General features: G+C 46.9%; 22 protein-coding genes. All 22 read left to right on the top strand.

The annotated features are described in order from the left end of the window. Nucleotides 1-15: 15 nt before the first annotated feature. The 22 genes from ACSYTJ_RS08825 to ACSYTJ_RS08720 all read left to right on the top strand — a co-directional run bounded on the left by ACSYTJ_RS08825 (nucleotide 16) and on the right by ACSYTJ_RS08720 (nucleotide 19,847). Nucleotides 16-450, top strand: a complete 435-nt coding sequence (locus ACSYTJ_RS08825) for a DUF1064 domain-containing protein (protein ID WP_491720417.1) — start codon at nucleotides 16-18, stop codon at nucleotides 448-450. Between the two features lie 172 nt (nucleotides 451-622). After that, the gene (locus ACSYTJ_RS08820; protein WP_491720416.1) at nucleotides 623-1,096 is read left to right on the top strand and encodes an ArpU family phage packaging/lysis transcriptional regulator; all 474 of its coding nucleotides are present in this window, start codon (nucleotides 623-625) and stop codon (nucleotides 1,094-1,096) included. A 276-nt stretch (nucleotides 1,097-1,372) separates the two neighbouring features. Next, the gene (locus tag ACSYTJ_RS08815; protein ID WP_491720415.1) at nucleotides 1,373-1,561 is read left to right on the top strand and encodes a hypothetical protein; all 189 of its coding nucleotides are present in this window, start codon (nucleotides 1,373-1,375) and stop codon (nucleotides 1,559-1,561) included. Between the two features lies 1 nt (nucleotide 1,562). After that, on the top strand, nucleotides 1,563-1,757 hold the full coding sequence (locus ACSYTJ_RS08810; protein ID WP_491720414.1) for a hypothetical protein: 195 nt from the start codon (nucleotides 1,563-1,565) through the stop codon (nucleotides 1,755-1,757). Nucleotide 1,758: 1 nt separating this feature from the next. Then, complete coding sequence (locus ACSYTJ_RS08805) at nucleotides 1,759-2,001, top strand: hypothetical protein (RefSeq protein ID WP_491720413.1); 243 nt, start codon at nucleotides 1,759-1,761, stop codon at nucleotides 1,999-2,001. A gap of 284 nt (nucleotides 2,002-2,285) precedes the next feature. Then, a complete protein-coding gene (locus ACSYTJ_RS08800; protein ID WP_491720412.1) occupies nucleotides 2,286-2,819 on the top strand; it encodes a terminase small subunit in 534 nt (177 codons plus the stop codon). A 15-nt stretch (nucleotides 2,820-2,834) separates the two neighbouring features. Beyond that, nucleotides 2,835-4,142 (top strand): PBSX family phage terminase large subunit, encoded by a 1,308-nt coding sequence (locus ACSYTJ_RS08795; protein WP_491720411.1) that lies wholly within the window; start codon nucleotides 2,835-2,837, stop codon nucleotides 4,140-4,142. Nucleotides 4,143-4,161: 19 nt separating this feature from the next. Beyond that, nucleotides 4,162-5,964, top strand: a complete 1,803-nt coding sequence (locus tag ACSYTJ_RS08790) for a phage portal protein (RefSeq protein WP_491720410.1) — start codon at nucleotides 4,162-4,164, stop codon at nucleotides 5,962-5,964. Between the two features lie 11 nt (nucleotides 5,965-5,975). Then, the gene (locus tag ACSYTJ_RS08785) at nucleotides 5,976-6,923 is read left to right on the top strand and encodes a structural protein (protein WP_491720409.1); all 948 of its coding nucleotides are present in this window, start codon (nucleotides 5,976-5,978) and stop codon (nucleotides 6,921-6,923) included. Nucleotides 6,924-7,038: 115 nt separating this feature from the next. Next, nucleotides 7,039-7,638 carry a DUF4355 domain-containing protein gene (locus tag ACSYTJ_RS08780; protein ID WP_491720408.1) on the top strand — a complete coding sequence of 200 codons (600 nt, stop codon included), beginning with the start codon at nucleotides 7,039-7,041 and terminating at the stop codon, nucleotides 7,636-7,638. An 18-nt stretch (nucleotides 7,639-7,656) separates the two neighbouring features. Then, nucleotides 7,657-8,832, top strand: a complete 1,176-nt coding sequence (locus tag ACSYTJ_RS08775) for a hypothetical protein (protein ID WP_491720407.1) — start codon at nucleotides 7,657-7,659, stop codon at nucleotides 8,830-8,832. A gap of 16 nt (nucleotides 8,833-8,848) precedes the next feature. Further along, on the top strand, nucleotides 8,849-9,247 hold the full coding sequence (locus ACSYTJ_RS08770) for a DUF4054 domain-containing protein (protein ID WP_491720406.1): 399 nt from the start codon (nucleotides 8,849-8,851) through the stop codon (nucleotides 9,245-9,247). Continuing rightward, a complete protein-coding gene (locus ACSYTJ_RS08765; protein ID WP_491720405.1) occupies nucleotides 9,201-9,731 on the top strand; it encodes a hypothetical protein in 531 nt (176 codons plus the stop codon). The genes ACSYTJ_RS08770 and ACSYTJ_RS08765 overlap by 47 nt, the downstream gene beginning before the upstream one ends. Before the next feature lie 15 nt (nucleotides 9,732-9,746). Further along, a complete protein-coding gene (locus tag ACSYTJ_RS08760; protein WP_491720404.1) occupies nucleotides 9,747-10,106 on the top strand; it encodes a hypothetical protein in 360 nt (119 codons plus the stop codon). A gap of 20 nt (nucleotides 10,107-10,126) precedes the next feature. Further along, on the top strand, nucleotides 10,127-10,570 hold the full coding sequence (locus tag ACSYTJ_RS08755; RefSeq protein WP_491720403.1) for a hypothetical protein: 444 nt from the start codon (nucleotides 10,127-10,129) through the stop codon (nucleotides 10,568-10,570). Nucleotides 10,571-10,604: 34 nt separating this feature from the next. Continuing rightward, nucleotides 10,605-11,069: a phage neck terminator protein gene (locus ACSYTJ_RS08750; RefSeq protein ID WP_491720402.1), complete on the top strand. Its 465-nt coding sequence runs from the start codon at nucleotides 10,605-10,607 to the stop codon at nucleotides 11,067-11,069. 17 nt (nucleotides 11,070-11,086) lie between these two features. Next, complete coding sequence (locus ACSYTJ_RS08745; protein ID WP_491720401.1) at nucleotides 11,087-12,268, top strand: hypothetical protein; 1,182 nt, start codon at nucleotides 11,087-11,089, stop codon at nucleotides 12,266-12,268. A gap of 17 nt (nucleotides 12,269-12,285) precedes the next feature. Then, complete coding sequence (locus ACSYTJ_RS08740) at nucleotides 12,286-12,744, top strand: hypothetical protein (protein ID WP_491720400.1); 459 nt, start codon at nucleotides 12,286-12,288, stop codon at nucleotides 12,742-12,744. A 105-nt stretch (nucleotides 12,745-12,849) separates the two neighbouring features. Continuing rightward, the gene (locus ACSYTJ_RS08735) at nucleotides 12,850-13,476 is read left to right on the top strand and encodes a hypothetical protein (protein ID WP_491720399.1); all 627 of its coding nucleotides are present in this window, start codon (nucleotides 12,850-12,852) and stop codon (nucleotides 13,474-13,476) included. A gap of 145 nt (nucleotides 13,477-13,621) precedes the next feature. Next, nucleotides 13,622-13,747: a hypothetical protein gene (locus tag ACSYTJ_RS08730; RefSeq protein WP_491720398.1), complete on the top strand. Its 126-nt coding sequence runs from the start codon at nucleotides 13,622-13,624 to the stop codon at nucleotides 13,745-13,747. 2 nt (nucleotides 13,748-13,749) lie between these two features. Next, entirely contained in the window at nucleotides 13,750-18,684 is a 4,935-nt protein-coding gene (locus ACSYTJ_RS08725; RefSeq protein WP_491720397.1) for an NlpC/P60 family protein, read from the top strand. Then, complete coding sequence (locus tag ACSYTJ_RS08720; RefSeq protein WP_491720396.1) at nucleotides 18,684-19,847, top strand: LysM peptidoglycan-binding domain-containing protein; 1,164 nt, start codon at nucleotides 18,684-18,686, stop codon at nucleotides 19,845-19,847. The genes ACSYTJ_RS08725 and ACSYTJ_RS08720 overlap by 1 nt, the downstream gene beginning before the upstream one ends. Nucleotides 19,848-19,849 lie beyond the last annotated feature (2 nt).

Below are 19,849 nucleotides of genomic sequence, written 5' to 3'. Positions count from 1 at the left end.
TGAGTTGATGAATCGATGAACTACCCAGACGGCCACAAACCGAAAGTCATCAAGCATATCAAGACTAGACGAGCTAACAAGTACCATGCTAGAAAGGTCACGATTGACGGCATCACCTTCGATAGCAAAGTTGAAAGCCGATACTGGTATGCGTGCAAACAAGCATACTTAGGCAACGATGCTGTGGAGATTCGATACCATGACAGCTTCGAGATCGTGCCGGCTTATAAGATTGGCGACAGACGGCACCAAGCGCGCAAGTATACGCCCGATTTCACCATTTATGAGGACGGCAAGCTCGTTAAAGTGATTGATGTCAAAGGCGGACGGGCAACGATGACGGACGGTTCTAGCATGCGGATTAATCTTTTTATGTACAGGTACCATATCCCAGTCACGATTGCGAAGTGGGATAGAAAACTTGGAAGTTTCAGAGAGGAGGAGAAGTGATGTTTGGAATCGGAGTGTTTGCACTAGTCATCATCTGGCTGATCGTGCAAAGCAGAAACCGCTAGACAAAAAGAGCCGACCGTAGATGGTCAGCTCGATACATAAAGTTCCTAATTTTATGATAGAACCATTTTAACATGAAAACGAAGCAAAACTAAGGAGAGTGAAGCAGTTGTCATTTTTTTCAAGAGTCAATCAGCCAGAAACCATCAGACGAGCCAAAGTGATGCTCAAAGACTATCGAGTATACAAGCAGATTAGCAAGCGAGTTTCTTTCCCGTCCCTTCAGTCTCCAACGATTACCGATATGCCAACTGGACATGCTTATGGGAACACAAACGAGCGCAAACTAGTCAAGTATCTGAGCCGACAAGAAGAAGCGAAACTGTACTGCGCGACTTGCGTCAAGACGATCGAAGCGCTTGCCAACGAGATCTACCGCAAAATTCTGACTGATACTTACATCGCACCAGTCTTGCACGATTCCGTTATCTGGGACGAGCTGGGCTACAGCAAACGCAGGTACTACGACTTGAAGAACGAATCGTTGCTGGCTTATAGCGAAGTCTGTCCAGGCAAGCCATCTTATGACCATGACGGGATGGTCAGGTACGACGATATCCTTGTCTACAAGACTGACATTTAGGTTGCACTTTTTGCGCACGAAGATTGCACTTCTGTGCCTTATATTCGTGCTATGATGATAGTGTGAAAAAACTAGATATACTGGCAGCCGCTTTACTTACAGGCTGCTTGCCTCATAAAATTATCTCCTACTTGCGATCGGGTGCAAGCCCCGACGTGAGTTTAGTCGCAGCAGCACAGCACGCATGCTACGACCCATGATTAATGCCAATTTAATCAATCTTCCTAGACGGGTGAAACTCCCGTATACATAGCAACAAGAAAGGACGTGAGCGGTATGGATAAAGCAATCAAGACTAGTGGCGCTATCAACCGCAGCTACACCTATACGAAAGATGGCAGCTACTGCTTAGTACAGATTACATATGCTAATGGCAGCCAATCGACTGAACGTCATCACGAACACTGGTGGGACAAGCATAGCGACAACTTCTTTGATCACGTGGACGAAGAAAGGGATGACTAGGATGGAAAAGATTAGACTTTGGCATATTCACAACCAAGATGAGCTAGATCTCGAAAAGATGTCTAAAGAAGAACAGATGGCTTGTATCAAGAAAGTTTTTAAAAGTAGCTTCAAAGTCGCTGGTTTAACAGATGACCAGATTACAGAAGCATGTGAAGAAATCGTAGTGCGTGGAACAGCCAGAAAGGATGATTAACATGACAAAAAACAATCAATACATTAAGTTCCAAGAAGGAACGGTTAAAGACGAAGGCGTTAACGGGATTCAAGTTGACGAAGCTATCCAAGCCTTGATTGACCGTGTTAAGTACTTAGACAGTCAATTTCACAGTGAATACAATGATCAGACTCTATCTAGTCTTGAAGCTGCTTTGGACGCTCAAAACAAGCGAAACGCTGACCGCAAGTCAAGAGGTGTTGAAGGAACATACAAGAGATGATGACTAGCTGTTAGCTGCGTACATAGGATAGCTATCAACCAGATGAGCGGTCGTAACTCTACGGAGCCGATTGCGGGCTATCCGTATACATAACCAACTGCACGGAAGTCGTGCAGTTCGACCAAGCCTTGATGTCGTTAAAAGCCAGGACGCAAACAAGCAAACGATAAACTAGCACTTGCTGCAGCAAGTTGTCAGACGTTGCTGCGGCAAGATACATATACAAGCTCACTAGACTACGGTCTAGCGGGCTTTTTTAGTTACAAGACAAGGAGGTGCAAAAGATGGCAGGACTCAACAAACGGCAGAAAGAATTCGCGATTCAATACGTTAGAACAGGCAACGCATATGAATCGGCTGTTAGTGCAGGATATTCTGCGAAGTATGCCAAAGCCAGCTCATCAAAATTGCGGGAAAATGCTGTAATCAAAGCCTATATAGACAAGATTACCAAGAAATCCTTCCAACGCGACATTATGACCGCCGAAGAAGCGATGGCGAGACTGTCACATATCGCACGAGCGGACATCACCGTCAAGACGATTGTCCAGTCTCCAGTCGGCTACGATGAAGTCGAAGTGCCGCCAACATTCACCGAGCAGAACACCGCCTTGAAGGAGATACTCAAGCGCGTGCCATTCTTGACCGAAGCCGACAAGCTGAAGATTGCTGAGATGAAACAGAAACAGTCTGAAAAGGATGTTGATATCGCAATCAAGAAACGCAAACTAGAAATCTTGTCGGGAGCTAACGACGAGAACATCGACCAAGTCAGCAAGTTGCTAGACAAGGTGGACGATATCTACAGTAGCAAGTAGTTAGGAGGGATGAAGATGGTAAGTACAGCACTGTTCAACCCGAAGCAAGAAGAAGTTATCGACCAGTCACTCAACAACCACGACTGGAAGGTCATGATCAACTACGGTGCGAAGCGAAGTGGCAAGACTTATGTTGACAACTACCTTTTTCTGATGGAAGTCAGACGTGCTGCAACCATCGCCAAACAGCAAGGTGTACGAACTCCGCAATACATCTTAGCTGGAACATCATCCAAGACCATCAAGTCCAACATCCTAATCGAGCTGTACAACGTCTTTGGTTTGCAGTTTAAGTTCGACAACTCCAACGCCTTCGAGATTAGCTTCAAAGGGCTACCAACCGTGCGAGTCGTGCAAGCTTACACGAAATCGATTGCTGGATTAGCTGGAATTCGTGGGATGACTTCATACGGTGCGTATATCAACGAAGCCAGTTTAGCTAACGAAGAAGTGTTCCACGAAATTATCGACCGCTGTTCAACTAGCGGTGCAAGGATCGTTTGCGATACCAATCCAGACATCCCGACCCACTGGTTGAAGCGAGACTACATCGATAACGATTCTAATCTGTACGTCAGCAATCATTTCACGTTGGACGATAACCCGACGCTTGACCCGAAGTATGCGGCTGCGATGAAACAACAGACCGGGATGTTCTACGAACGCTCCGTACTTGGTAACTGGGTGACTGGCGAAGGTATGGTCTACAGCAGCTTCGACAAATCGAAGATGGTTATCAGTCAAGCAGACTTCGAGCAACGTACTGCTGGCCACGACCTGCACTACTTTATGGGCGTTGACTGGGGATATGAGCATACCAACGTCATCATGCTGTTCGCAGAAGATGAGACTGGCACTTGCTACATGCTAAAAGAGGTATCTGAAAAGCATCAGCCAATCGGCCATCACGTCGAGACAGCCAAGCGACTGCAAGACCAAGTTCGCGAGTGGACGGATATCTCGAACTACCAAGTTCCGATTTACGCTGATTCAGCTAGACCAGACAACGTGCACGCTTTCCAAGATGCTGGCTTAAATTGCCAGTACGCATACAAACAGAACGTGCTCAAACGGGTCGAAATCGTGACCAACAAGATTAATCACGGCAAGCTGTTCATCATCGCTGAAGGTGCTGATTTGGTCGTAGATGGCTTTTACCGCTACGTATGGGATGAGAAGTCTGGCGAACCACTTAAGCAAGACGGTGATGACCAGATGGACGGTTTAGGCTACGGTGTTGCGAGCCAATACTTAGTAGACAACGCTCAACCTGCTCAAACATTCGAACAAATGGCCGAAGATTTAGGCGAACTAGGACTATAAACAGAAAGGGGATGAAACAATGGCAGTAACCAACGATCAGTACTCACACTACCGCTCGCTACCACTTGAACCGAACAGCAAGACACTGTTATCGGGACAACGTTGGCAAGAACGGAGCAACTTCTTCGCGAACCAAGAGTTCAGCATCCCTGCTGACAAGTGGCAAGCGATGAAAGACAGTCCGCAAGGTAACGACTTTGCGACGACGATCGAGTACTACATCGAACAGCACAGAACTTTCCACTTACCGCGGATTATCACGCTACAACGTTACTACGTCGGCGATAACGACATCCACTATTGGAAGTCAGACAAGTTGAACCGTGCTGATAATCGGATTGCGAACGGGCTGGCCAAGTACTTTACCGATTTCAACGTCGGACTTTTCCTGGGTAACCCGCTGAAATACGGATACGAAGACAAACAGAACGAAGAAGACACTGGTGACGATATTCTAGACCTAGTGACCGACTTCAATTCCGAAAACGACGAACCCAGCAAGGATAAACGGCTGGGTAAGGACCTATTCAACGTCGGCCGAGCTTATGACCTTGTCTACGTCAAGGAAGGCACCAACGACGTTAGTTTTGCTCCGATTGACCCGAATCAAGTCTTTGTTATCTGGTCAACGGACGTTGAACCAGTTGAGCTATGTGCCGTCCGCTACTATCTAGTCGACTTTTGTGGTACGCAGACTTTCAACGTCGAAGTGTACACGGACGATCACATCTACCACTTTGATGGTGGTGACAGTCCAGAAGAGTCGCTAGCTTATACTGGCGAAGAAGAACACTTTTTCGGTCAAGTTCCAATCACTGAGTATCGACTCAACGATGAGATGACTGGCTTATGGGAATCTAGTCTTGACGCACTCGACGCTTATGACAAGGCGATGTCTGAGATGGCGAACAGTCAAGAAGACTTCAGCAACTCAACGCTCGTGATTTCTGGTGATGCGACTGTGCCAGACAAGTACAAGCAGATGCGTGATGGTCAAGGCAGGTTGCTATACCTGGATAAGGACCATCCGAACGAGTACACCATCAACCCCAAGACTGCTGACGGCAAGAGTACCAACAACCCAGTGATGATCAGCAACAAGATTCGGACGAACGGGAACTTGATGATCTTGAAGCCGTTCAAAGAGATGAAAGCAAGCGGGGATGTCGTACTAAGCCAACCAACCGCTAGCTATCTGACTAAGCAACTCAACGCAACTGATTGGCAAATATATCTGAACCAGATTTTGCATGATTTGCATGTCTATACGCTCACACCCGACATAACTGACGACCAGTTCGCTGGTAACCAGACTGGTGAAGCCATCAAGATGAAACTGGCTGGTAGTTTGACTGCTTTTGCAACTTTCAAGGACAACTTCTTTCAAGCAATCACAAGACGCTTGACGCTAGCTGCTAATTACTGGCAACTGAACAAGAAACTAGCCCAGTCGGACGATTCCAATCTGGCTAAGTTCGTGACGTTAGACTTCAAGCCGAACTTGCCATCTGACGATGCTAACATCATGGCAATCATCAACACCTTGAAGACCACTGGCACGATTTCGAACGAGACCATTCAAGAACTTGCTGCTCAACTATCCGGTATTCCTGCTGATACCGAACAAGAACGGATGGACGAACAACAGCAAGCCACCGATGCTCGTAACGCTAGTTTGATGAACAGCATGCAGAACAACGTTGGGGCTGGCGATGACTCTAGTCAAAGCGATGACGACGCTGCTGATGCTTCTGGCGATGCACCCGATGCTGACGATCAAACGGAATCACAAATTAACTCGATGGAAAAAGAAGATAGCTAGGCGGTGGTTAGATGCAGAATAGTCATGCACTAGAATCACGTCACATTCACCAGCTCGTCCAGCGGGATAAGCAGAACAATAGTCAGATTGACCAGTACTTCATCGATGCGATGACGGTCATCAGCCAACATCTGCAGGAGTTCTACAAGGAATATGCGACAGATGAAGGGATGACACTTGCACAGACTAAGCAAGCCGTCAATCAGTGGGATATCCAGCACTACATGCAAGCTGTCCGCACACTGCTGGGCGATAACCAACCCGATACACAGCTTCGTAGACAGTTGCAAGTGCTGCAATCAAAAGCGCTGCTCGACAAACATGCGATGCTATCGGCGTTAGTCAGCTCTGGTATCGCAGTTGCTGCTTTTCGGACTAAGAATTACGCCTCAAACGAGCTGCCTAAGCAGTATTTCAACGAATTGAGCTATCGTAGCCCACAAGATATCATCAACGGCTTAAATCAGCCGCAATCAGTCGATGATAATCAAGCGGAGTTCAACAATCGCTTGTCGGTGCATGCCAGTACTGCTGATTTACGTGCTCAAGAAGTGCTGAACGGTGCGATCACGGCTGGATTGACCCAAGCGAGCCTAGACCAGCTGACCAAAGTTCAATCGCAGCAAGATAAGCGGCTGAGCAAGAACATCAGTTCAGCTGCGAATAACCTAGTTTCGGGCATCATGGGTGCTTTCAACTACCAGTCAATCAACAACACCGTGCAAGGTGCTAAGGACGCTTATTCGGCGGTCAATCGAGCATCTGGCGACAATGTTGTGAAGCAGATTTGGCAGACTCAAGAAGACGACAAGGTCTGTGAGATTTGTGCGCCGCTTGACGGCACGATCTACGACGTTGGCGAAGGCCCAGAACCAGAAATTGATACGCATAACAACTGTCGGTGTACCAAGCCTTACTGTGATGAGGACGGTAACCTACTCGACGTTTATCCAAGCTGATGAGCGTCTTTTTTTATGGACTTTTTTCGGGATGCAGTCCTTAAAGAACATCCCTTTAGTCTAGCCCACTTAAAAGGCATATTAGTCTGCGGACTTAAAAAAGGAGCTGTTAACTATGGCAGAAAATGAAAGCAAAACGAACACTGAAGAAACTACTGAACAAGCTGAAGAAGCAAAGGCAAAGTATACCCAAGACGACTTCAACAAGGCAATGGCTAATAAAGAACGCGAAGTCAAGAAACAGTTTGATGGCAAAAAGGTACTCACTCCCGAAGAACTGCAAGACTTGCTCGATAAGGCAACTCAAAAAGGCGCTGATCGAGCTACTATGACCGCTGAAGAAAAAGCTAAAGCTGATGAAGCTGACCGTCAAAAAGCGCTCGAAGCTGAAAGAAAGTCCGCTGCTGATGAAATGGCGAACATGAAAGCTCGCATGAGCCTATATGAAACCAAAGATGCGCTAGTTGACGCAGGGCTACCAACTACCTTCGCTGACTTCTTGTCTGACGTGGACGTTGACGCTCGTAATACCAAGATTGACAACTTCAAGCAAGCTTTCACTCAGGCCGTTGACGCTGCAGTTACGGAAAAGCTAAAAGGTAGCAAGAGTCCGCAAGCAGGAGCTAGTCCTGCAAGTCAACCTAAAGTTACCAAGACACAACCACCTGTCGACCCAACGAGCATGAGTGTAGTTGACTTCATGAAAACAGAATAACAAAGGAGAGTGTAGAACATGGCAGGAACACCACTTATTCCAGGTCAAGTTGCCGATTTAGGCGATAACTTCACCCCTGTCAAATGGGGACAATGGGTAGATGACAATTCTACTCGCACCAACAAATTCTTGAACTCGGGCGTTGTGAATGGGAACGACAACGTCTTAGGACAACTTTTACAAGCTGGGATTGGTCTAGGAATCACAATTCCTCACATCCACTCAGTTGACCATAACTTACCAACTCAAGACTGGAACTCAAAGACTGATATCGTGTCCAACGGGCTTTCATCATACACTGAACAAGATGTTAAGTTCACTGATGCCCAAGCCTTTGGTAACAATGACTACGATGACTACGTTACTGGAGCGCAAACTCTAGAAGCAATTTCATCACAATTCGTTCAATACTGGGCCAACGTTGATAACCGCCGAATCATTCAATTAGTTGAAAATACCTTCTTGAATGCTGATATTTTAGAAGCTAAGAGTTTTGGTATCGGAAACGAAACTGACTTCAATGCCGGAGATTACCTTAAAGCAATGGCTCGCATGGGTGACGTGGTAGACGGTACACCAACTACTATCGTGGTCAACTCAGCTACTAAGAACTACATGCAAAAGCAAAACTTAATTGCCTTCATCCAACCAAGTGAAGCTGGTGAAGCAGTTGCTACTTACAACGGTTTACGGATCATCACGGATGATGACATCCCTGCAGACCCAAACACTGGAATTACCACTGCTTACATCTTCAGCAACGGGGCTGTTTCTTACAACGCAGTTACTAGCCCACGTAACGGGGTTGAGTTATACCGTGACCCAATGCACCAAGGTGGTATCCAATCCATCATCCACAGACGGGTTTCAACTGGACATGTTTACGGAACTTCAGCTGACTTAACTCAAGGGGTTGCGATGGGAGACTGGAAGACTGGTCTTGCTGGTAATGTTCCACTTTACAAGCCAGTTTCCAGTGACTCACTACGTCAAATCCGCATCGTTAAGTACAATTTCAAGATTGATGCAAACTTCATCGTACCAGGCGTTAATACGTTTGTTGGTGAAACTCCATCAGTCAACGGTACGACTAACCCAGACGGTAGTTTCAAGGGCAAAGGCAGCAAGGCTACTTCAAGCGCTGCTAACAACGCTTCGAGTTCTAGTGCTACTTCAAGCTCTTCAGCTAAGTAGGAATCGAGGTGATTAGATGGACGAACAAGCAATGGCACAGTTCATCAAATCTAGCGAACCAGAACTGATGGACACAGCCGAACTGACTGATGACCAACTCAGCGCATATATCGACGAAGCCCAAGCCTATGTTGCTGGTTTCCCCAATGTACCTGCTGACATCAAGGACCTAGTCACAAAGTTGTACGCTTGCCATCTGATCGCAATGGGTGACGGTGAGAACATCACCGCGACCAAAGTTGGACAGATCATGATCGAGCATGATGACAATTCTAAGGCTACTGACCAGTTCTTAGCTCGGTTCAACGACCTTATCAGTCAGTACAGCATGAACGGCGAAGTTTTGTTCAATGCAGGAGGCGAGTTCCTTGACCGACCAATCGACATACGATCATATCCCTACTCTCATTTCTGAGTTGGATAAGATTAGCAAGTCACAAATCAACATCGGAGTGCTAGATAGTCTCGGCGATGCTCAGCTACAGATGATAGCTCAAGTCAACAACGACGGTTGTCATATCGTAGCCAAAAACAGACCCTATCTAGTCATCCCGACTAAGGACGTGAACGGACAGCCAACTTTCCGTAAGGTCAAGTCGGTCACCATTCCAGCTCGTCACTTCTTAGAACAGACCATCATCGACCACGAGGACGAATGGCAACGCGACTTTGTCGTCATGGCCAGCAATTTAGTGGTCAACGGTGTCTCTGCTCACGACATCATGACGATGATCGGCAAGACCATCGTTGCTGACATGAAGGCCGAAATCAAGAACTGGACGAACCCCGAAAATGCGGTCGATACCATTCGGGCGAAGGGTTTCAACGACCCACTAATCGATACTGGCAAGCTGTACAACTCGATCGATTTTGAAATTTCGAACAAACTAACGATATAGAAAGGAAGTTTTCATATGGCTTTTGTAACGAGAGTTTTCCGTGCCTCAGATAACAACTTAGTTGCCGAAGGAACGCCAGAACGTGCCGCTTACGACAAGTTCATCGACTTCTTACCAGCAGGCACTACAACTGCTTACGGCGAATACTACGCTGTTAATCACGATGATACTGGTGTTGACTCTGACTCAGTTCACGTCAGCTTACTAGCATATACTAAGCAAGCTCAATCGCCAGCACCATCTGATAACGTAGCTGCTGCTACTGCTGATAGTGCATCAGCTAACTCAGCACAAAATTCAGCTAGTGCGGACTCTGCTAGTGCATCTTCTGATGCTAGTGCTAGTTCAGACGCTTCATCAAATCACGCAATTTAGCTAGAAAGGAGTGACTAATCATGGTAAAGACAGACATCGACCATGAAATCGACCTGCTGTTCAAGGCTTGGCGAAGATACAAGAATCCTATTCAAGTCCTATCGTCCACAACTGATAAGCAAGCCGATGCAGATGGTTACACTGACGATGCTGGGGTCTGGCATGACCGCACGTTATCGCAAAAAGACCTGCGCAATGACTCGAACGCTGTCATTACCGGTGAGATCGTTGCTCCGAATAACTACAAGGCAGGTAACTGGCAACAGACAGCGGACGGTGTACAGACCATCGTTGATATGGACTGGTACTCACGCCACTGCAACTTTGGTATCGGCACTGAAATCTACGTGAAATCGACCGATACGACGTACAAAGTTGTAGCCAAGTCTGATTACCGTCCACAAGCTACCTACGCTGAATACGGGCTTAAATCGCTAGAAAGACAGGTGTCAAATGACCTTTAATGCTAACCAATCCCCCTTTAGCACTCAGAAGTTCATGAGTACTATCTTGCTGTGGCTTAAGTCCAACACTGAGCTAGGGGATGCCAAGTACCATAACCGTGGTATCTATCTGGCAAATGACAACGGGCCAGCTAGTCCGATTTATCCATTCGCCACTTACGACTGGATCACGACCCACAAGCGGCTACCGTTCACTGATAACACGACCAACGAAATCTTTGAGATGACCATCAAGTTCGATGCACATGCTACGAACACCAACGATGCGAACGATTTGGCTGAACAGCTATATTCGCTACTGAATTCATATCATTTCGACGATTACGCGGTCGCTAACGGCTTCGTGGTCGTTGATGTTACCAGTCCTGCTGATACTACCAACTTTATTTCGGTCCAAGTCGAACGCAGCATCGGTTTTGCGGTCGTGCTGCGGACTAGAAATAATTTCGATGACGATTACGACCCAATCGAGGACGTGAACGTCGAACAATCTAAATAAAAAAAGGAGCGTTATACATGATTATCCCTAAAATCTCGGATGTTTTAGTTTCAATCTCACTCGAACATCCCCAAAACACCGCAGGGCTAAACACAACTGCTATCTATGTGTCTGGTGTAGCAGAATCGAAGAAGACATACTTCATGCTAGAAGATGTTGCTGCTGACTATGCAAGTGGTTCTAGCGTTTTAAACCTCGCTACGACGATCTTCGACCAAGATGCTAGTCCAGATGCTATCCAAGTCTACACTTATCCCGCTAGTTCAGGTACTAGCCAAGCACCAGCACCAAGCTCAACAGTAACTAGCAGTGGTTCGACTACCTCAACTACTCCCGCTTCAAGCGGTAGTGCTACTAACGTCAGTGCTGCTAGTGGTAGCAGCTTAACGGGTATCGCAAAGGCAGCTTACGACTACTTCTACGAACCTTGGGACTATGCTATCTTAGCTGACTATAACAAGGCAGATGCCTTAGCGTTAGCAGATATCATCGAAAACGGTGGAGATGATGGTAAAGGTTTCCACTTGCTTTTCTTGCAATTTGACCCATCTAACTACACTGACTCAACTGCTTTTGCTAACTACACTCGGACCTGGACTTATTACCACGATGTTGACGGTGAATCTATCGTTGCTGCTTTATGTGGCGAAGCTGGTGCCCAAGACACTGGAAAAGCTAGCTGGGAATTCGTTTCCAACCTTGCTGACGTTACTCCCGTTAACAACCGCGCTGATTCCAGCCAAAATATGACTGCTACACAAATTGAAGGCTTAGAAAGCCAAAACTTGATCATGTACGTGCAAAAAGGTACTTTCGCTAACTTCACATCAGCTGTGAACGCTTCTGGTAACTATGTTGATGTCTACGCTGGTGAAGATTGGGTCAAGGCTAACCTTGAATCTGCTATCCAAAATGCGCTTGCTGACGTTAACGGTAGTGGCCGTGTATCTTTCAATGCTAACGGGATCAAGAAGGTTGGTGCTGTGATGGACAACGTCTTAGACACTGCCTTCGCACAAGGCATCATCGCTGTTGATGCAACTACTGGTAAGGCTGCTTACACTACTACGCTTCCTACGATGGATGAAGTCAAGGGCGTTGAACTTAGTCGCCGTATCCTTAACCGCGTGAAGTTTGACTACCACGCAGCCTCCGAAATCGCGAAGGTCAATGTTAAGGGTACTGCAATCGCTTACTAGAAGGGAGGACCTAATTTATGGCTTACAACTCAAGATACCAATTAGATGCCGAACGTGAACTTAACCTTTACAACGCTAAGCGCGCATCAATCATCGCAACTGACTTAGTGACTAACGAAACTAAGTCCTTCAAGTCGTTTCAAGATGGTGACATGGTTACCGTTCAAAAGACTAACAAGAACGTTGACCCTGCTGAAGATCCACAAGGTAGCCCAATGATGACTGAAATCAACTCGTCAATCGGGTCTATCACGATCAACTTGCAAAAGGGTTCTAGTTCATGCCGCTGGTTGTCAAATATCTACGACCAAGAACATGCGCTAGCAATCCAAGTGCTATCAGACGAAGAAAAAGTTAGCTCCAACGTCTGCTTCTTAACTGGTCTACCAGACTTATCGCTTGGTAAGACCTACCCAATCAGACAATGGGCGATCACTGCTTCTAACTTAGTCTACGATGGTAACGCAGACCAATAATAACTAGCTGACTGGTGTCGGCTTTTTTAGTTTCCAAGCACTGCTGGGTTCGATTCCTGGCAGTGCTATTGCAACAACACAAATTAAACGAAGGTGGTATTAATCATGGCAGAAGAACAAATCGATTTAGATGTAACTGAAGAAACCGTTGGCAAGAAGACTAAGACCGAAGAAATCAAGGAAAAGCAAAAGAACGCGATCAACAAGTTCTTGAAGCAAGAAGACTTCACGACACCAAGCGGGAAGAAGTTAACTGTAACCTTCCCAGGTATCGAAGAAGCGCAAGACTTGATCGATGATGCGAACTCAGCTCAATATGCGCAGCAATACTTGTCTCAATATCACAAGCATGAACTTTACTTGGATAAGATACTGGAAGATAACTTGAAGATTGCTGACTTTGAAAAGGAACTTCGCAAGGCTAAGAAGACTATCGAAGTCGAAGAAGACGATGGCAAGAAGACCAAGTACACTCTACAGTTCCCAAAACTCCAAACGCTAGAACAAACGCAAGAAGAACTGGAAACGACCGGTAAGTCCAAGCCGCTTAACAAGATGATTCTTGAACAAGTGCTAACTAAGCCGCTATCGATGGACTACTTCAACACACACTCTGGTTACGGCCAAATCATCGTAGCGGGGAAAGAGTTCTTGAACTCGACATACGAAAAGTCTGACTACAAGTTCGTTATCGACTACATCGAGGTCTTTTTAGGGAGAATGTTTCTCTAATCCATATGCAAAGCAATACAAGGATGGGCCTTACAAAGGTAAATGGTTCTTAGACTATGATTCAATTCGTGAAAACGTTGCTTCAAAGGTTCAAATCTACCGTCCAGTCTATGCTGGGCTAGCAACGATTGAAGAAACGCGCAACATGCCTTATCAAGACCTACTAGAATTGAACGAAGTCGCTGAACTGCTACTGGGTGAGAATGCGAACCGTATCGCTAACTCAATCGGCAAACTTTTCGGTGGCGATGATAAGAAGAAAGGAGGGTAACTATGGACCTAAAGCAATCGACAATCAACTTAGGTTGGAAACTTGACACATCTGAGTTAGAACGGGCCAAGATGCTGACTGACAAGCTAGTCAACTCGATCAGCAGTAACGGAGTTGACGCATCTAAGAAGTTCAGCAGCTCCTTTGGTTCAGTCAGCGATAGCATCGATAAGACTAAGGACAAGTTCCGAAGCCTACTAGATGCGCAGAAACAACTTACTGACTTGGGGATGGACAAGTCCGTTAGCAGCATGGACCGCTTCAGTGCTTCTATCGACAAGTCTATCTCACAAGTTGCTAGACTGAAGGACCGATTAGGCAGCCTAAGTAGTAGCCGAGAAGTCTCGCCAGTCTCATCAGTTGCTAGAACGACTGAAAAGACTGAAACCAAACCACATAGCTTAGGTAGCACCGTAATTGGTGGTGCAGTGGGTGGCTTAGTCGGTGGCGCGATCGGTAGTGTCACTAGCTATGTTAGCTCGATGGCCAAGTCTGCTTTCCAAGCGGACCAAGCAGCCCAACAGGTTCAACTAGCTTGGACTACGATGGGGGTCAAGTCGAAAGATGCCGTCGCATCCCTTACTTCGCAAATTGGTGAGCTGACTAAGCAGGCCAACATCAGCGGTGCTGACACGACTGCCGTTCAGAAAAACTTCTACAACGCCACGAACGGTAACATCGCTCAGACCAAAGAACTGACTAACGAGATGTTTGCCTTCGGTAAGTCTACTGGTATGTCCAGTGGCCAAATCGTGCAAGCGACTGGGTCAATGGGCCGCTTGTTCAGCGCATCCAAGGTCAGCGTCGGTTCGTTTAGTCGGATCACTAAGCAGATGCCTGCGATGAAGAGCGCGATCATCAGTGCTAGTGGCGAATCTGCTGCTAAATTCACTGCTGATATGCAGTCTGGTAAGATTAGCGGCTCGCAACTTCGCGATCTGATGGTCAAGGCTGCCCAAGATAGTGGAAACGCTTGGACTAAGTACGGACAGACTGCTGGCGGAGCAATCGCTAAGCTACAAGGTACACAGACTCAGCTCTGGAAAGATACGATGAAGGGCATGGCTGGCGATGCTAACCAAGGCCTAATTCAGCTTTCTAACCTCTTTGCCAAAAATGAGAAGCCGATTGCTGACATGATGACTGGTATTGGTAAAGGCCTGACAAACGTTGCTAGTGGAGCAATCAACTTCTTAGTCAAGAACCAAAAGCCACTCGGCAGTATCGCTCAATCGTTAGTATCTATCGTTGGAACAGTCGGCAACGCTGTCTGGGGAACTTTCAGCACGATCGTGCAAGCCATCGGCAAGTCCTTCGGCTTAGTTAGTGGGAACACTAAAGCGTCTAACTCGCCGTTGCAGACGTTTGCCAACATCTTGAAAGATATTGCATCCCACAAAGAAGCGATTCAAGTTGTAGCGACAACGCTAGCAGGGATGTTCGTAGCTAAGAAGGCACTAGCTTTTGCTAGTTCACTGAAAGAAGTGGCTGGAGCAATCGGACTGGTCAATGCTGCTGAAGCAGGTGGCGAAGGTGGTGGCAAGTCCAGTTTCTTACAGAGATTAGTTGCTAGTAATACCAGCATCGGTAAGTTCAGTCGAGGAAAGCAAGAATCCAGCATCGTAGATGATGTTTCTGGCGATTTAAGCGGAACTACTGCTCTTAAGCTAGGCAAGTCAGCTAGAACCGTTACTAAGAACGTTAAAGGTGCCAACTTACTCAGCAACGGACTTTTCCGTACTAAATCAACCCTGTCTTCTGATGCAGTCAAATTAAGTGGTGAAGGTTTTTCAGCAGCACCAGAAATAGCTAAGACTGGCAGATTTGCATCCATTGCAAGCAGATTAGGTGGATTTGGAAGTCGTTTTGCTGAATCTGGATTAGTTAGGGGTGCTGGGGCACTCGCTTCAAGAATTCCACTTTTAGACGTGGCTGCAGCTGGTACTCAACTAATCGGAATAAACAATAAGAACGCCGGTGGCAAGATTGGATCCGCAGGTGGCATGCTTGGTGGAACAATCGCAGGTGCTGCTGGAGGAGCTGCACTTGGTTCTGCTGTTCCAGTTATAGGAACTGCAGTAGGTGGACTAGTCGGAGGAGCTGTTGGTGGGATTGGTGGTAGTGCCGTTGGTAAGAAGCTCGGGCAAACTATCCAAAATGTCATTCCAAAGAGCGCTATCAGCTCAATTAATAAAGCTTTCGGCTCAGTAAAAAGCACTGTCAGTTCTACTATGAACTCGATTGGAAAGTCGTTTAAACCAGTAACTAAAGGATTTAGTGACTTCGTCAACGCTGCTAAGAAGAGTGAAGCAGTTAAAGATGTTGTTAAAAGCATTCAAACTTACTTTAAAGTTTGGGGCTCAACAGTTGGCGCTATTTTCCAAGGCGTTAGCTCAGTTATCAAGGGCGTTGTCAGAGGAATTGGAACTTATCTAAGCACTACTTTTACTGGAATCTTTAAAGTAGTAGGTGGAATTTTTAAAACTGGTGCTGACCTACTAACTGGTAGATGGAGCAAACTAGGTAGTGATCTTAAGTCGATTGGTTCTGGCATTCTCGATGTCCTAGTTGCACCTTTCAAGGCAGCATGGTCTACGATCTCTTCGATTGGCTCTGACATCATCAGCTCAGTTAAGGGCATCTGGAGCTCAATCGCAAGCATGGGTAGCAAGGTAGCTAACATCGCTAAGAACCCTGTCAAGGCGATCGAGTCCATGTTCGCAACTGGGACGAAAGGCAAGTACGCTAACGGACTTCCGAACACTACGAACGCTGTCGTCAATGACGGTCGTGGACCAGAATTGATTGATTTCGGCGGTCGCTATGGCATGTACAAGGGACGCAACGTCCACACTACGCTACCGAAGGGTTCACATGTTTACTCTGCTGAAGATACTCAAAAAATTGTTGGCGTTCAACACTTTGCTCAAGGTACGACTAGGCTTGGTGCTAGTTCGAGCGTGGTCAAGATGAATGTGGACAGTAAACAACCTGTCAGCAGCTTACAAGCGCTCAGCCGCTCGATGAAGACTAACAGCACGAAGATGCACTCAGACTTGCTGAAAATCAACGATAGCGGGAACAAAAAGGTCAACGATAGCAACACTAGCTTTGCTAATAAGACGCTGGCTAACTTTACCAACTTAGGCAAGCAACTCAACCCGATTTGGGAAAAGACAATCAGCGCTTTTGGCAACTACTTCAGCGGTTTAGGGCCAAACGCAAAGACTGGCATGCAAGGCGCTGTCGATGCCTTAAATCAAGGAATTAGCGGTATCGACAAGACCTTATCGCAGTTCGGGGGTAATGATAGCGTCCTAAATCCGATCCACTATGCTGATGGGACGAAAGGCGAAGTTACCCAAGACCATCTAGCTGTGGTCAACGATGCTAAGTCTGGACCGCAGATGGAAGCTATCGTCAACCCACAAGGCGGCGTTAGATATGCTAAGGGTTCAGATGCTACGACGGTTATTCGCAAGGGCGAATCAGTGCTAAACGGTAACGATACTCAAGAAGCAATTCGTGAAGGCCTTATCCCTCACTATGCTAAGGGTAAATCTTCCAAGAAAGCGCTCCGCTCGCTAGCTAAGGCGAACGCTAAGAACCCGACTGGCGCTTTTGCACAAGAATTCAGCAAGAACATCAGCCTTACTGGCTCAGGCTTGCAAAAAGGACTGACTAAAGCAGGCGCGAATGCTGCTGCTAGTGCTACGCAAGGCTATAAGTGGTCTGGTGCAATGTGGAACGTGATCAGTAATGCCATCTCTGGTGGTGGTGCTGCAACTGGACTACTAGCAGCCGTTGAAAACTATGGTAAAGGGCATAGCTACGTTTGGGGTGCAACGGGTCCAGATAGCTTCGACTGTTCTGGACTAGTTCAGTACGCTCTAAAACATGCCTTTGGTATCAGCTATCCACGGACTTCCGGCGAGCAAATCGCTAAGGCATCGAGCATCTCTAGATCAGATGCTGAAGCTGGTGACTTAGTCGGAAACGATGAGCACATCGGGGTCGTGGCTGATAAGGGTGGTCATCACTACTTCTCAGCTTTCAACCCCAGCTCACATCCGAACATCTTGATGACACCACTTGACTCGACTTACTTTCCAGGCACGATGCACTTTGGTCGTGTCTCTGGGACTGCTTCGAAACAAAAAGCAAGCAACAGCAGTGGTATCAAGGGTGTCTCGCCTTTCATGAAGAAACTGGTCACTGCCGAACTAGGCTCTAGCGCACTTAACAACGTCACTAAGCAACTGAGCACAAGTGATGCGGGTGGCGCTGCTGGAAACCCAGCTGGTGACGGAGTTCAACGCTGGAAGCCACTAGTCAAGAAGGCGTTGAGTGCCTTAGGCCTTTCTGGTTCAGCTGATATGGTCAATCGGGTGCTTCGCCAAATCAACACTGAAAGCTCTGGTAACCCGAATGCGATCGGTGGTACTGACGGCCTAGCTGACGGTCGTGCGATGGGTCTGATGCAAGTCAAGCCCGGCACTTTCGCAGCATATGGTAAGCCTAGTCTTGGTAAGTGGAACAATGGTTACGCCAGCATCTATGCAGGTCTTAACTATGCTAAGCACCGCTACGGCGATAGTCTTAGCTTCTTAGGTAACGGCCATGGATATGCTGCTGGTGGTAAGCCGACGGTTGGCGAAACGGCTTGGGTCGGTGAACAAGGCCCAGAGCTTCTACACTTCGACAGTCCTAGCACGATCAAAAACCATGCTAAGTCAGTCAGCGACTTACGAAGCCAGACTACTAACCAAACTAGTAGCGGTGCAAGAATAGACTTTCAAAAAGGCGCTATCTCAGTGACAGTGCAAGGAGCTAAGGACGCATCTAAGACAGCTACCGAAGTCGGCAACATCATCGAAAGAAAGCTACGGAAGCTCTTCCGCGAAAGCAAAATTGATCTTCAAGGAGGGATGACTTAATGCTCAAAACAGGAACTTATCTGAAATTACAGACCTACCTGATGATGGCTACTAAGGGTAAGAACGCGCTGCCCAAAGCACAAGCTAAGCTCATCCAGAAGGTCGATAACTATCAAGCTCAGTACAACCAAGACAAGAAAACGTTGGTCAGCATACTGAAGAAGAACGGCTATCATGCTAAGACTGAACGTATCGACGGCAAGGAAACTGTCCAGTATGTATCGGGTAAGAAAGTTGTTTCTGGAGCGACTGAAGAATACGTTACTTCACTGCAGAACGATATGATCAAGCAGCATGATAAACATGAGAAGATGCTAAAGGACAGCAAGTACAAGCAAGCTGTCAGCCACTTCAATCGGCTATCCAAGCGTGAAAAGAGCGCTTACAACAATATGTTCCGTTATAAGGCAGCAATGGGTATCAAGCCAGTCGCTAAACCGAAAGAAGATAACGTTAACGATTTTCTAGCTCCGCATGCCCGCATCTATCCGACTGAGTCAAAGTCAACGGGTGTCGTATATCTTTTCTCACAGTCCGAAAGCGAGTCCAACTCCTCAGATGTAACGAAGTACACTGTCGACAAGGACGAACCGGTATCTGACCACTCGCGGAACTCCGAAAAGACCTTGTCAATTCAAGGCATGGTAGTAGGTAGCGACTCGATCGGCCAAGAACAGAACAAACTGAAATCAGCCGAGTGGTACTATCAACGCTTGCTAAAGTACAAGCGTGAGGGTACTCAGCTGACCTACATGTCGAACGGTTCTAATTCCGATAAGACAGTTCCGCACATCTACATGCACAACCTAGTTATCAGCACGCTCGAAAAGCAACTGGACCAAGCCACAGTAGATGCCTTCAAGGTCAACATCACTTTCGAGTTCGTCTACAAGGCTGCTGTGCTGAGTAGCAAGCGAAACGTCAACAACAAAGGTAAGAAGAGCAAAAAAGGCAAGTATGCGGGTCCGAAGCACGTGACAGTCAAACGTGGCACGACCTTCTACAGCCTTGCCAAGCAGTACGGCACTAGTGTTTCTCAGCTGGAACGCTGGAACGGTTCTACCTTGACGGTTGGCAAAAAAGTTCAAGTGACTGCTGGACAAGTGGCATCGAGCAAAACTACAGCTAAGTCGAAGACTAAAATCTATCAAAGGACGCGATAACT

This window comes from Nicoliella sp. ESL1113, from assembly GCF_058509245.1.
Note: the sequence above shows the minus strand (reverse complement) of the source record. Positions and strands in the feature narration are given on the sequence as shown.

Bases quoted from the DNA above. Each gene is read 5' to 3' on its own strand.
- ACSYTJ_RS08740 (WP_491720400.1), top strand. From the start codon at position 12,286: ATGGCTTACAACTCAAGATACCAATTAGATGCCGAACGTGAACTTAAC.
- ACSYTJ_RS08795 (WP_491720411.1), top strand. From the start codon at position 2,835: ATGGTAAGTACAGCACTGTTCAACCCGAAGCAAGAAGAAGTTATCGAC.
- ACSYTJ_RS08775 (WP_491720407.1), top strand. From the start codon at position 7,657: ATGGCAGGAACACCACTTATTCCAGGTCAAGTTGCCGATTTAGGCGAT.
- ACSYTJ_RS08760 (WP_491720404.1), top strand. From the start codon at position 9,747: ATGGCTTTTGTAACGAGAGTTTTCCGTGCCTCAGATAACAACTTAGTT.
- ACSYTJ_RS08730 (WP_491720398.1), top strand. From the start codon at position 13,622: ATGCCTTATCAAGACCTACTAGAATTGAACGAAGTCGCTGAACTGCTA.
- ACSYTJ_RS08825 (WP_491720417.1), top strand. From the start codon at position 16: ATGAACTACCCAGACGGCCACAAACCGAAAGTCATCAAGCATATCAAG.
- ACSYTJ_RS08790 (WP_491720410.1), top strand. From the start codon at position 4,162: ATGGCAGTAACCAACGATCAGTACTCACACTACCGCTCGCTACCACTT.
- ACSYTJ_RS08745 (WP_491720401.1), top strand. From the start codon at position 11,087: ATGATTATCCCTAAAATCTCGGATGTTTTAGTTTCAATCTCACTCGAA.
- ACSYTJ_RS08755 (WP_491720403.1), top strand. From the start codon at position 10,127: ATGGTAAAGACAGACATCGACCATGAAATCGACCTGCTGTTCAAGGCT.
- ACSYTJ_RS08780 (WP_491720408.1), top strand. From the start codon at position 7,039: ATGGCAGAAAATGAAAGCAAAACGAACACTGAAGAAACTACTGAACAA.
- ACSYTJ_RS08805 (WP_491720413.1), top strand. From the start codon at position 1,759: ATGACAAAAAACAATCAATACATTAAGTTCCAAGAAGGAACGGTTAAA.
- ACSYTJ_RS08735 (WP_491720399.1), top strand. From the start codon at position 12,850: ATGGCAGAAGAACAAATCGATTTAGATGTAACTGAAGAAACCGTTGGC.
- ACSYTJ_RS08815 (WP_491720415.1), top strand. From the start codon at position 1,373: ATGGATAAAGCAATCAAGACTAGTGGCGCTATCAACCGCAGCTACACC.
- ACSYTJ_RS08810 (WP_491720414.1), top strand. From the start codon at position 1,563: ATGGAAAAGATTAGACTTTGGCATATTCACAACCAAGATGAGCTAGAT.
- ACSYTJ_RS08770 (WP_491720406.1), top strand. From the start codon at position 8,849: ATGGACGAACAAGCAATGGCACAGTTCATCAAATCTAGCGAACCAGAA.
- ACSYTJ_RS08725 (WP_491720397.1), top strand. From the start codon at position 13,750: ATGGACCTAAAGCAATCGACAATCAACTTAGGTTGGAAACTTGACACA.
- ACSYTJ_RS08800 (WP_491720412.1), top strand. From the start codon at position 2,286: ATGGCAGGACTCAACAAACGGCAGAAAGAATTCGCGATTCAATACGTT.
- ACSYTJ_RS08785 (WP_491720409.1), top strand. From the start codon at position 5,976: ATGCAGAATAGTCATGCACTAGAATCACGTCACATTCACCAGCTCGTC.
- ACSYTJ_RS08750 (WP_491720402.1), top strand. From the start codon at position 10,605: ATGAGTACTATCTTGCTGTGGCTTAAGTCCAACACTGAGCTAGGGGAT.
- ACSYTJ_RS08720 (WP_491720396.1), top strand. From the start codon at position 18,684: ATGCTCAAAACAGGAACTTATCTGAAATTACAGACCTACCTGATGATG.